This window comes from Paenibacillus taiwanensis DSM 18679 (assembly GCF_000425125.1).
Taxonomy (GTDB): Bacteria; Bacillota; Bacilli; order Paenibacillales; family Paenibacillaceae; genus Paenibacillus_B; species Paenibacillus_B taiwanensis.
This window is the reverse complement of sequence record NZ_KE384306.1, coordinates 537,764-551,072: the sequence shown is the minus strand read 5'-3', so window position 1 is coordinate 551,072 and position 13,309 is coordinate 537,764. Positions and strand designations below refer to the sequence as shown.

General features: G+C 45.9%; 10 protein-coding genes. All 10 read right to left on the bottom strand.

Going from position 1 to position 13,309, the window contains the following annotated elements; translation table 11 throughout:
- Window positions 1-43: 43 nt before the first annotated feature.
- Window positions 44-991: a bifunctional riboflavin kinase/FAD synthetase gene (locus H509_RS0111385; RefSeq protein WP_028545202.1), complete on the bottom strand. Its 948-nt coding sequence runs from the start codon at window positions 989-991 to the stop codon at window positions 44-46.
- 113 nt (window positions 992-1,104) lie between these two features.
- Window positions 1,105-2,028 (bottom strand): tRNA pseudouridine(55) synthase TruB, encoded by a 924-nt coding sequence (truB, locus tag H509_RS0111380; protein WP_028545201.1) that lies wholly within the window; start codon window positions 2,026-2,028, stop codon window positions 1,105-1,107.
- Entirely contained in the window at window positions 2,025-3,062 is a 1,038-nt protein-coding gene (locus H509_RS0111375; protein WP_051287116.1) for a DHH family phosphoesterase, read from the bottom strand. Before H509_RS0111375 ends, truB begins: the two co-directional genes overlap by 4 nt.
- Before the next feature lie 25 nt (window positions 3,063-3,087).
- Window positions 3,088-3,450: a 30S ribosome-binding factor RbfA gene (gene rbfA, locus H509_RS0111370; RefSeq protein ID WP_028545199.1), complete on the bottom strand. Its 363-nt coding sequence runs from the start codon at window positions 3,448-3,450 to the stop codon at window positions 3,088-3,090.
- A 28-nt stretch (window positions 3,451-3,478) separates the two neighbouring features.
- Complete coding sequence (gene infB, locus H509_RS0111365) at window positions 3,479-6,247, bottom strand: translation initiation factor IF-2 (protein ID WP_028545198.1); 2,769 nt, start codon at window positions 6,245-6,247, stop codon at window positions 3,479-3,481.
- Window positions 6,240-6,569 (bottom strand): L7Ae/L30e/S12e/Gadd45 family ribosomal protein, encoded by a 330-nt coding sequence (locus tag H509_RS0111360; protein WP_157277703.1) that lies wholly within the window; start codon window positions 6,567-6,569, stop codon window positions 6,240-6,242. Before H509_RS0111360 ends, infB begins: the two co-directional genes overlap by 8 nt.
- Window positions 6,556-6,870: an RNase P modulator RnpM gene (rnpM, locus tag H509_RS0111355; RefSeq protein WP_028545196.1), complete on the bottom strand. Its 315-nt coding sequence runs from the start codon at window positions 6,868-6,870 to the stop codon at window positions 6,556-6,558. The genes H509_RS0111360 and rnpM overlap by 14 nt, the downstream gene beginning before the upstream one ends.
- A 105-nt stretch (window positions 6,871-6,975) precedes the next feature.
- Complete coding sequence (gene nusA, locus H509_RS0111350; RefSeq protein ID WP_028545195.1) at window positions 6,976-8,073, bottom strand: transcription termination factor NusA; 1,098 nt, start codon at window positions 8,071-8,073, stop codon at window positions 6,976-6,978.
- A gap of 98 nt (window positions 8,074-8,171) precedes the next feature.
- On the bottom strand, window positions 8,172-8,633 hold the full coding sequence (gene rimP, locus H509_RS0111345) for a ribosome maturation factor RimP (protein ID WP_028545194.1): 462 nt from the start codon (window positions 8,631-8,633) through the stop codon (window positions 8,172-8,174).
- Between the two features lie 246 nt (window positions 8,634-8,879).
- Window positions 8,880-13,196, bottom strand: a complete 4,317-nt coding sequence (locus H509_RS0111340) for a PolC-type DNA polymerase III (RefSeq protein WP_028545193.1) — start codon at window positions 13,194-13,196, stop codon at window positions 8,880-8,882.
- Window positions 13,197-13,309: the final 113 nt, after the last annotated feature.

The following is a 13,309-nucleotide window of genomic DNA, read 5'->3' as shown; positions in this document are numbered from 1 at the left end:
ACAATGTTATCAGTATATCATCAATTCCGCGCAATGTAAAACATTATGACGGAAACGACTGTAGACGCTGCCGTGCTGCCTCTGCATCTCGTTGAATCTGATCAATCAGCTCGTGTACAGAAGAAAATTTCTTCTCGGAGCGTAAATACTCAACTAAGTGTACAGTCATCGTCTCGCCGTAAATATCTTCATCGAAATCAAACAAATGCGCCTCGATGACGGGCTCCATCATATCGCTGCGGAATGTCGGCTTTAATCCAATACTCATTACGCTGTCATACATCTTGTCACGTACAAAAGCCCGCACCGCGTAGACACCAAGCCGCGGAATAAAGTAAGGCTCCTCCGGATGAACGTTAGCCGTCGGATACCCGATTGTACGACCACGCTTCTCGCCATGCACTACTTCGCCGCGTATAGCATAAGTACGACCAAGCAAATGATTAGCTTGCCTCATATCACCTTCGAGCAAGCAGCCCCGAATCCGTGTACTGCTAACTTTCACACCCTCGTCATCGCAAGGTTCTACAATATCAACTGTAAAGCAATTGTGGCCTGCCGACTTCAAGTTCTCGGCAGTTCCTGCCCCACGGTGACCATAACGATAATCAAAACCACACACGACATGCTTAGCCCCAAGTCTGCACACAGCATGTACGAATTGTTCTGGCGTAATAAGTGCAAAGTCTGTGTCAAAATCGACTACGTATAGTCGATCCAGCCCCATCTCAGCCAAAATACGTTCCTTCTCACGAAGTGGCGTTAAATAACGGTCGTAACCTGTTCTGCCAAATACATGCTTCGGATGTGGATGAAAAGTCATCATACCTACAGAAAGACCATGTTCTCTACCATGCTGCAAAGCACGCTTAATCACATGCGCATGGCCTTGATGTATGCCGTCAAAGTGACCGAGAACGAGCACTTGTTCCGCTTGGTTCAGCTCCCAAGTGGCATCCTCTAATGAATTTTGAAGTACGATTGTCTGCATTGTTCTCTAAACTCCTACATCCACTCCGGGATTAGTATGTTCTTCCATTCACAATATCTGCTGCGAAAAGGGCGCAAGCTTAAATAATGGATTAATGCTTGCGCCATTCAAATTTAAGTTGTTGATGGTAAAAACACTTTAACTGGTCGCAAGCACGTATCTTCCTCAGGAACGTGAAATAACCCGTAAAATGCTTCTTGTTCATCATACAACCGATACAACTGATTCGTCAAAGGTTGGAATGAACAGGCTCGAAATGGAATGCCTCGACCTTGAACAGCATAATGAGCAAAAGCGTCTAGCATGTGTATAGCGGGTACATATGACATCGCTTTGTCAACGGGCTGTAAAAGCGCCTCGACGGTCCCCTCATTAGCCGCTTGCTGAATCTGCTCTATCGTATAACATTGCTCAGCATTGTACTGAGCAGACATCGTGCGAATTAACGATTCCATCGTAGACGGGACCTCTAATGCTCGACCAATATCCACGCATAAGGTACGAATATAGGTCCCTTTAGAACAAGTGACCCGAAAACGAACTGTCGGTTCACTCACACCTAGATTCATATCCAACACTTCTATATCATGGATTGTGACAGTACGCGATTTGCGTTCTACTGTCTTGCCTTCACGAGCTAATTCATAAAGTCGCTGTCCGTTAACTTTTACGGCCGAATACATCGGTGGAACCTGATCAATTTGACCTGAAAATGATGCCATAACTTCTCGTATGCGTTCTTCTGTCAGATGAGCAGCGTCCATTCGATCCGTAACATTTCCGCTGCTATCTTCCGTGTCTGTAGCAATACCGAAACGAAGTACGGCTTCATACTGTTTCGGCAGTTCTTGCAAATATTCCACAACTCGTGTTGCCTTGCCTACACATAGCGGAAGCACCCCGGTTACTTGCGGATCAAGCGTCCCCGTGTGGCCGATTCGTTTCTCTCTAACGATGCCGCGCACTTTGGCGACAACATCGTGTGATGTCCACCCTTCTGGTTTCCAGACCGGAAGGATGCCATTTAAACTAGTCATAATCGTTGCTTCACCTGCTCTAATACGGCTTTGATCGTGTCATCCAGCGGATCGGTCAGCGTGCAGCCTGCTGCTCTTACGTGCCCACCGCCGCCAAACGTTTGCGCAACCTCAGCTACGTTAACCTTTCCTGCTGAGCGCATGCTCACTTTGATACGGCCATTCGTATTCACTTTAAACAACAAACCTACTTCAACACCCTCTACATTTCGCGGGTAATTGACTAGCCCTTCAAGATCCTCATTCAGAGCGCCCGTCTCTACCATGTCTTCTGGTGTTATATATAACCAGGCAATCCGGTGATCATCTGAAAAAGCAAGTCGAGCCAAGCCTTTTTGAATGAGGCTCATTTGGGCAAAAGACATTTTCTCTAGCAAGCGATCGGCTATATCGTTGCCGTCGACCCCAATCGCGAGCAGGGCAGAAGCAATTGCCATTACATGAGGCGTAGTGTTGCTATAGCGGAACCCGCCTGTATCCGTCAACAATCCCGTGTACAGCATCGTAGAGACATCAAGGTCCAAATTGACCTTTCCTTGTGCAAACATATCAAACAAAATCTCAGCCGTTGCGGCAGCATTATCGCGAATACATGCAACACTACCATACCGATTGTTAGTTGGGTGATGATCAATGTTTAGCAGCGGAACGTCTGATGTAATCCATTCCTTGATGCTGCCAATTCGATCATAATCTGCACAATCTACACATATAACGGCTTTAAAAGCAGGCGCATTCGCCTGCTCCAGCGCTTCATGTATGATGACGTTGTCTGTATTAGCCATAAATTGCAAACGACCTGGTATTTGATTCTCGTTCACCATCGTAAACGATTTGCCCCATAAGGTCAGCAGCCAGCCGATAGCCAGCGTAGAACTTATAGCATCGCCATCAGGATTGACATGGGCCACAACCAGAAACTGATCATGCTCCTGAATAAACCGCAACGCACGATCAAGATCGTGCGCATATGTAGGGTGGAACAACCCATCTGCAGAAGATGATATACTCACTGCAGATGTTGTTATCCCCATATTTAGTTGATGGTTAGCATTAAACTCATTTGTCATGGGACTCGTTCCCATCACGAACATCGTTTAACAACCGTTCAATGCGGCTGCCGTACTCAATGGACGTATCCAACTTGAATACAAGCTCTGGCGTGTGACGAAAACGAATACGTTTGCCTAGCTCCGAACGAAGATATCCGTTCGCTTTATCCAGTGCTTTTAAAGAATTCTCACGAGCTTCTTCATCTCCCAGAACACTTAAATACACTTTAGCCAAAGACAGATCATTCGTTACATCTACACCTGTGACGGTGAGAAAGCCGATACGAGGGTCTTTAAGTTCTGTCTGGATAAGCAAACTTAACTCTTTCTTAATCTGCTCACCGACGCGACCTGTACGAATCTTAGCCATAAAAATCACCTCTTATTCTCTATAGCGACTACTTGCGTTCTACGGTTTCCATTGCGAACGCTTCGATGATGTCGCCTTCCTTCAGATCATTATATTTCTCAAGCATAATACCGCACTCATAGCCTTGGGCTACTTCTTTGGCATCATCTTTGAAACGTTTTAAGGAATCGATCTTGCCTTCGAAGACTACAATACCCTCGCGGATAACACGTGTCTCTGCGTTACGCACAATTTTACCGGATGTTACCATACAACCTGCGATTGTACCGACTTTACCGATCTTAAACGTGTTACGCACTTCAGCATGACCAAGTACTACTTCTTTGTATTCAGGATCAAGCATACCTTTCATCGCTTGTTCGATCTCTTCAACGATCTTGTAGATGACACGGTGCAAGCGAACGTCAACTTTCTCTTGATCTGCCGTCAACTTAGCTTGTGCATCAGGTCGAACGTTAAAGCCGATTACGATAGCATTGGATGCTGTTGCCAAAATAATATCAGACTCTGTAATCGCACCCGCGCCGGAAAGAATAATCTTCACACGCACGCCTTCTACTTCAATTTTCTGTAGTGAGCCTTTGAGGGCTTCAACAGAACCTTGAACGTCCGCTTTGATGATAACGTTCAGTTCTTTCATTTCGCCATCTTTAATGTGCTTGAACAGATCATCCAATGTAACGCGTGTATTGGCACCTAACTGGCTTTGACGAAGTGTCGTTGTACGCTTTTCGGAAATGGAACGTGCTTTACGCTCATCTTCGAATACGATAAACGGATCGCCTGCCAGTGGAACCTCAGTCAAACCGGTAATCTCAATTGGTGTAGACGGACCCGCTTCTTTTAAGCGGCGGCCGCGGTCATTTACCATTGCGCGCACACGTCCGAAGGATGTACCTGCGATCAATGGGTCACCGACTTTAAGCGTACCTTGTTGAACTAGAATACGTGCAACTGGTCCACGACCTTTGTCAAGCTCCGCCTCGATAACTGTACCACGAGCAAGCTTGTTAGGATTCGCTTTGAATTCATTCACCTCAGAAACGAGGAGAATCATTTCCAGCAGCTCTTCTAAGCCTGTGCGCTGCTTAGCAGACACATTTACAAAGATAGTGTCTCCGCCCCACTCTTCTGGAACGAGTTCATAATTTGTTAATTCTTGCTTAACACGGTCTGGATCAGCACTAGGCTTATCAATTTTGTTGACAGCTACGATAATAGGAACACCAGCTGCCTTAGCATGACTGATTGCTTCTACCGTTTGTGGCATAACACCATCATCCGCTGCTACAACGATAATAGTGATGTCTGTTACTTGTGCACCACGAGCACGCATCAATGTAAATGCTTCGTGACCTGGTGTATCCAAGAACGTGATTTTTTTATTGTTAATCTCGACTTGGTACGCACCGATATGTTGCGTAATGCCGCCTGCTTCCGCACTTGTTACGTTTGTTTTACGAATTGAGTCAAGTAGTGTTGTCTTCCCGTGGTCAACGTGACCCATGATTGTAACAACTGGAGGCCGTACAACTAAGTTATCTGCCTCTTCTACTTCTTCTTCTTCTTCAAACGGATCTTCTTGTACTGGCAGCTTCACTTCTACCTCGACCTTATAGTCGTCGGCAATCAGTTGAATCGTATCCAGATCGATCTCTTGGTTAATGGTAGCCATAAGTCCCATCATAAAGAGCTTTTTGATAACTTCGGAAGCGTCTTTATGAAGCAGTTTTGCCAAATCACCAACCGTCATATCTCCACGCACGATAATTTTCTTAGGTGTGTTATCCACCTTTTCGCGCACTTCGCCATGACGTTGATTTTTGCCTCTGCCTTTGCCTCTGCCACCACGCATATTACGGCTGTCGTCAAAACGTTTATTATCCGTTCTGCCGCCTTTGCCACCGCCTCTTACGCCTGGCTTGTTACGATCCCCTGCACCTTTGTCATCATACTTCGTAGGACGGGTACCTTGGTTCAAACGAGCCGGTTGAGGCTTCTCTCCAACTGGACGAGCTGCTGCTGGAGCAGCAGGTTTCTGGAAGGAGCCACGATTAGCACCAGGTGCGCCACCACTTTGTGGACGACGATCCTGACCGCCTCTGTTGTCACGGTTACCTTGTCCTTGCCCTTGGCCACCTTGCCCTTGCGGACGGCCTTGGCTGTTATATGGACGGGACGGACGATCTCCTTGCCCTTGGCCACCTTGTCCTTGTGGACGGCCTTGGCTGTTGTACGGACGGGACGGACGATCTCCTTGTCCTTGGCCACCTTGTCCTTGTGGACGGCCTTGGCTGTTATGTGGACGGGACGGACGATCTCCTTGTCCTTGCGGACGGCTTTGGCTGTTGTACGGACGGGACGGACGATCTCCTTGTCCTTGACGATTGCCATCACGACGCTGACCGTCACGATTGCCACCGGATTGACCATTCCGTTCACGACCGTCTTGAGATGGACGACTGTCTCGGTCTCCTGTGCGTTGTCCTTCTGCACGTTCTGTACGTGCAGGCTGATCCGAGCGCTTAGGCGCCTCGGCCGATGGATTTACTTGGCTGACTTGCGCTTCTTGCTTCGAAGGTGAACCTTCACGCTTCGCTTGCGCATTTGCTTTGACGTCTTTAAAAAACTGTTCTACTTTACCCACAGCATCATTCTCCATTACACTCATATGATTGTTTACAGGATAATCAAGTCGCTTTAGAATCGTAATAATTTCTTTACTGCTCATATTCAACTGCTTAGCATACTCATAAACTCTTAGTTTATCCTTATTTTCCTTCTCTTGTTTACTCAATATACTCCACCTCCGACAAAGTAATAAGCCCGTTCTTCATCATGCTCGCGAAGCCGCTGTCTGTTACACCCACAATTACTCGGTCCAGCTTCCCTAAGCTCTCCCCTAGCTCATCGCGTGTGAATCCAATGACAAGCGGTACGTTATAGGTCCGGCATTTGTCACGAAACTTCTTCTGAGTATTCTCTGAAGCATCGCTTGCCACAAACACTAAACGAGCTTGATTGCTGCGTATTGCTTTAAACACAATGTCGTCTCCGGTTACTAACTTCCCGGCGCGCTGTGCAAGTCCTAGCTGAGACAGCACTTTATTCCTCATCATCATGATCCCGCTCCTTGCTCGCGAGAAACTCATCTTCGACGCGAATAAAATCTTGCGCTAACTGTTCATATATATTGGCGTGCACTGAATGTTTCAGTGCACGGTCAAGAGCTTTAGATTTGTGAGCCAATTTGAAACACGATAACTTGCCGCACAGATAAGCACCTCTTCCTGACTTCTTGCCCGTCAAGTCGATCAGCACTTCATCCTCCGGAGTCTTCACCACACGGATAAGCTCCTTCTTTGGCATCATTTGTTGACACGCCACACATTTGCGCAGCGGAATTTTTCTTGGTTTCATGACGATCCCCCTCCTTACGATCCGATCTTTTCTTCAAGACTGAAGTTTCACCTCAGCCTCAGCTGAAAGCGACCGAGTCATACGGTATTGGTTCACCTTCAACAATTAATGCATCGATCTCATATCAAGCTCGTCGCTCCATGTGATGCCGCTAGAGTTCGACTCTGGCTGCTCAACCTGGGATTCGCTCTTAATATCGATCTTCCAACTCGTTAACTTGGCAGCAAGACGAGCATTTTGGCCCTTAATGCCAATCGCCAATGACAATTGATAGTCAGGTACGATAACTCGTGCCATCTTCTCTTCTTCATGCACATCAACTTCGACTACTTTGGATGGACTGAGTGCGTTGGCTACGTACTCTTCCACATCCTCAGACCAGCGAACAATGTCGATTTTCTCACCGCGCAGCTCATTTACAATCGTTTGGACACGCAAGCCCTTAGGCCCTACGCATGATCCAACAGGATCTACTTCCGGGTTGCGGGAATATACCGCAATCTTGGAACGTTGACCTGCTTCACGAGCAACGGATTTGATTTCTACGACACCCTCGAATATTTCAGGCACTTCCAGTTCAAACAAACGCTTCAACAAACCTGGATGTGTACGCGATAAAATAATTTGCGGGCCCTTAGTCGTATTCTCCACTTTCGTAATGTATGCCTTAACACGATCCCCGTGCTTAAACTTCTCATTTGGCATCATTTCGTTTAAAGGAAGCACAGCCTCGACTTTACCCAAATCAATGTAAACGTTGCGTGTATCTTGACGTTGCACGATGCCTGTAACGATATCGTCCGCCTTGTCGATAAAAGCGTTATAGATAAGGCCACGCTCCGCTTCACGAATACGCTGTGTTACGACTTGTTTTGCCGTTTGTGCGGCGATACGGCCAAATTCTCGTGGTGTAACTTCAATGTCACATACATCGTTAACCATGTAATTTGGATTGTACTCGCGTGATGCGTGAACGGATATTTCATGACGCGGATCCATCACTTCATCAACTACCGTCTTGCGGGCAAATACTTTAATAACACCTGTTGAACGGTTAATATCCACACGGACATTTTGTGCAGCATTAAAGTTACGTTTGTAACTGGAAATTAAGGCCGCTTCAATCGCCTCGATCAAAATTTCCTTGCTAATCCCTTTGTCTCTCTCTATCTCGGTTAGTGCCTCGATAAAATCAATACTCATGTGATTGGTTCCCCCTTTCAGCCAATAACTGGCTCATTCGCGTTCTTTAAATATGAATTAAAAATGTGGTGTGTACAGAGCACTAAAAATCATACCAATTAGAAAATTATCGCCAATCGAGCGCTCGCTACCTTATCATAAGGCAGCTCATGCTCTTTCTTGCCGACTCGAACGACTACTGTTGCTTCATCAAATGAAACCAGTGTTCCTTCGAATTCCTTATTGCCGTCAATAGGCTCATATGTAGTCACGTACACATGTTTACCGATAGACTTCATGAAATCTTTAGCTTTCTTGAGTGGACGCTCTGCTCCTGGAGAGGATACCTCCAAAAAATAAGCATCAGTAATTGGATCATTCTCATCCAGCTTCTGACTCAAATATTCACTGACGCGGCCGCAATCTTCGATATCGATTCCGCCATCCTTGTCCACATACACTCTTAAAAACCAACTGCTGCCTTCCTTGACGTACTCAACGTCCACCAATTCAAACTGATGTTCTTCCAAGTACGGATTGACCATGTCTTCAACGACCGATCTGATGTTCGGTATGCTCAAGCTGGGTACCTCCCAAATGACGAATAAGGTGTCACTCACTAATATGTTGAAACCCGCTGCGGTGCACCAAGCCCGAATAAGTCGGTATCAAATATGAAAGAGTGGGTTTCCCCACTCTTTACGCAACGGATGTATCCACATGATTACCAAAAAAATTATATCATAGCCAGTTGACAAATGGCAAGGGTATGACCTTAACAACCCCTTGGCCAGTCGCCTCCTGATTGATACGCAAACGAGTTTCATTTAAAACAAAGAAAGCTGATTACTCTCAGGCAAACCGCGGAAGCAGCCCATTTGTGTCAACAACTCCACAATCGTCTTTGTTGCTTTCGACCGCTGCTGGAAATCTTCAATCGACAAATATTCAGCCCCTTCGCGGGAAGCGGCAATATTTTTGGCCGCGTTCTCCCCTATTCCTTGCACAGCAGAGAATGGCGGCACTAACGAATTACCGTCAACCTGGAACTTGGACGCATCTGAGCGATATAAGTCAATCGGTTTAAATGAGAAGCCACGAGCGGTCATCTCAAGCGCCATTTCCAATATGGCGATCATACTTTTTTCTTTTGTTGTTGCCTGGAAACCTTTTGCCTCAATTTCATCTATTTTACGTCCGATCGCTTCATACCCTTGACAGCACAATTCGATATCAAAATCTTCCGCACGCACTGTAAAATAGGTAGCGTAAAACTCAATCGGATGATACAGCTTAAAATAGGCCGTTCGCACAGCTGAAATAACGTATGCAGCAGCATGGGCCTTCGGGAACATGTACTGGATTTTCAAACAGGAGTCAATGTACCACTGCGGCACGTTGCACTTTTTCATCTCGTCAATCCATTCCTGTGACAGCCCTTTGCCTTTACGGACATTTTCCGTAATCTTAAAGGCAAGACCTGCGTCCATCCCCGCCTTGTAAATCAAAAACAACATAATCTCATCACGACAACCGATAACGGTCTTAATCGTACATATACCGCTTTTGATTAACTCCTGCGCGTTGCCAAGCCATACTCCTGTACCATGCGACAGCCCTGATATTTGAAGTAAGTCTGCAAAAGTAGACGGCTGTGCTTCAACTAACATCTGACGCACAAACCGTGTCCCCATCTCAGGCACCCCATAAGTAGCGACTGGGGTACGAATCCGATCTGGTGTTACACCAAGCGCTTCGACAGAGTTAAACATACTCATGACCTTCGGATCATTCATCGGAATCGTTGTCGGATCTACTCCTGTCAAGTCTTGCAGCATCCGCATCATAGTCGGATCATCGTGACCGAGAATATCAAGCTTTAACAAGTTAGCATCAAAGGCGTGATAATCAAAATGTGTAGTCTTCCACTCCGCATTCGTATCATCAGCCGGATACTGAACAGGTGTAATATCTTCAACATCCATATAATCAGGTACGACGACAATACCGCCTGGATGCTGTCCTGTGCTTCGCTTAACACCTGTACACCCTGACGCAAGCCGGTTCAACTCCGCTCCACGCCATTTTTTATGGTAGCTTTCCTCATACTTCTTCGCGAATCCGAATGCGGTCTTCTCCGCTACCGTACCAATGGTACCCGCACGAAACACACATTTCTCACCAAACAAAACTTTTGTATAGTTGTGAGCAATGGGCTGATATTCACCGGAGAAGTTTAAGTCGATATCAGGAACCTTGTCCCCTTTAAAGCCAAGGAACGTTTCAAACGGAATGTCTTGTCCGTCACCTTTCATCGTCTTGCCACAGTTTGGGCACGCTTTATCCGGTAAATCGAATCCGCTAGGAATGCTGCCGTCTGTGAACCACTCACTGTGCTTGCAGCTTTCATTGCGGCATACATAGTGTGGCGGCAGCGGATTAACTTCGGAAATACCAAGGAACATCGCGACGACAGAAGAACCGACGGAGCCTCGGGAACCAACCAAATACCCGTCTTGATTCGACTTTTTCACCAACCGCTCCGAAATCAAATAGTTAGCTGAAAAACCGTACTTGATAATCGGCTCCAACTCTTTTTCCAGACGGGCGACTACAATTTCTGGTACAGCATCTCCGTATATACGTTTCGCCGTGTCGTAACATGTATTACGCATCTCTTCGTCAGCGCCATCAATAATAGGTGTAAACAATTTGTCAGGGAACAGGTTGATCGTTTCGAACCGATCTGCCAATTCATTTGTATTAGTAACAACGACTTGATATGCACGTTCTTTACCAAGAAATTCGAATTCTTGCAGCATCTCCGTTGTTGTACGGAAATGGGCATCCGGCTTCTTGATGTCTTTTAGCGGACTGAATCCGGTAATACCATGAATCGTAATGTCACGAAACAGCTTGTCTCGTGGATTTAAATAATGAGCATTCCCTGTCGCCACGACCGGCTTGCCCTGCTTCGCCCCGATATCACACACTTTGCGTAATGCGTCCTCTATTTGTGCAGGTGAGCCAACAAACCCTTTTTCCACTAGGTGCATGTACATCGTCACAGGTTGAATTTCAAGTATGTCATAAAATTCCGCAACAACTTCCGCTTCCTCCTGCGACTTGTTCAGCACAGTTTCAAAAAACTCGCCCTTCTCACAGCCGGACATCAGCAGCAAACCTTCTCGCATCTCAACAAGTTTGCTCTTCGGAATGCAAGCAACTCTATGGAAATATTGCGTATGTGACAAAGAAACGAGCTTATACAAATTCTTTTTGCCAACGTCGTTAAGCGCATAAATGTTACAGTGGAATGGACGGCTGTTAAATAAATTCTGACCTACATAGTCATTCAATCGATCCAGCATCTCAATCCCTTTAATCTGATACGCATCGTTTAACAACCCTTGAAGAATACCGCTTAGTGCAATGGTATCATCTATTGCACGGTGATGATTATCAAGGGAAACTTTATATTTATCCGCCAATGTGTTCAAACGGTGATTTTTAAGAGTAGGGAAAATTAAACGTGCCAGTTCCAACGTATCCAATACGGGATTTGTCATTTCAGGCAGACCTATTTTTTTGAGATTGTGTTGGATAAATCCCATATCAAAACGTGCGTTATGCGCTACTAAAATAGCGTCACCCGTAAACTCAACAAAACCTTTTAGCACTTCATCTACTTCCGGTGCACCCGCAACCATCTCATCTGTAATATTAGTCAGCTGTTGAATGTTGTATGGAATACGCTCATGTGGATCTACAAACGAACTGTAGCGCCCTAATTCTTTGCCATCCTGCACCTTTATAGCCGCTAGCTCGATAATCTTATTGTTTGATACAGACAGACCTGTTGTCTCTATATCATATACAACATAAACCGCTTCTTTAATGTTGCGCGGCTCTGCATTTAATACCACTTCTGTGCCGTCGTTAACTATATTGGCCTCAAGTCCGTAGATCACCTTAACGCCGTGTTTTTTGCCTGCCTTAGCAGCATCAGGATAACATTGAACGTTAGCATGATCCGTAATGGCGATTGCTTTGTGTCCCCACTTTGCAGCCTGTTTTACATAAGCATCAACAGAGGCTACAGCATCCATCGCACTCATCGTCGTATGAAGATGGAATTCGACCCGCTTCTCCTGGGCTGTGTCTTTACGTTCCGGTGGAGCCGTAACTTCATGAATATCGGATGCAATCATCACAAGCTCAGGTGTCATCATAAAGCGATCATATTCAACACGCCCGCGCACCTTCACCCATTTACCATTAGTAATAAGGTTCAGCTTTAATATATCTTCTTTGTTTTTGCCAAACATCTTTACTAACATGGAATCGGAGAAGTCCGTCACGTTAAACGTATAGAGTGTGCTGCCGTTCCGTAACTCCTTCACTTCTAAGCCAAATACTGTCCCCTGAAGTGTTACACGCTTTTCTTCATCCTGTACATCCATAATGGAAACCGGTGCATCTTTGATGTCATAGCCGTACTGCAACTTATCTGGGATTTCTCCAACCTCACTCGCTGCCTGATCCGCAGCTTCTCGTTCTGCATCTTCCATCAATTGTTGAATAGCCTTACGCTCTTCTTGCATCAGCTTCTCTTGGAACGCTTCCACTGCTTCTTGATCTTGATTGCCTACCTTCATCTGCACCCGCAGCGAACGGGAAAAATAAGTTTCAAAAAACGTTTTGATGTAGGTGTCGATTTGTTTTTTCTTTGCCATTTCCAACGTCATCGTATCGGTTAACAGCAGGTGTACCAGATCACCTTCTACTTCGAATTGCGCCCGATGCAACCAACCATTAACAGAGGCAACTTCACGTTTGACCCATTCGACAAATAAGTGCCAATACGCTGCTACCACTTCTTGATGCGGTACCATATCCTCATAATGAAAAATGATACGTATCTTTGCAATATGCGACATCTTATCCTGTACACTCAAACAGAACGTACGATAAGCGTCAGCAGGCAGGATGGATTGTTTGCCGATATGAATTGTCCACTCCCGATTGGAGCGGCTTGTCTCCACCTGTTGAATCCAGCTATCATGAAAATAGGTAGTCACCAGTTCAAAAGGCAAATCAACCTGCTTCATTAACAGTTCCAATCGTTGTCTTTTATCATCCATAGTTGCTTCATCCCCCCTGTGCAAAAAAACAGAAAAGGCCCCCTTCTGTCGAGTCATCGTCCGGTGTTCCGTTGGATGTTCCCGCATAGGAAGCCATTTCATCCATTCCAATA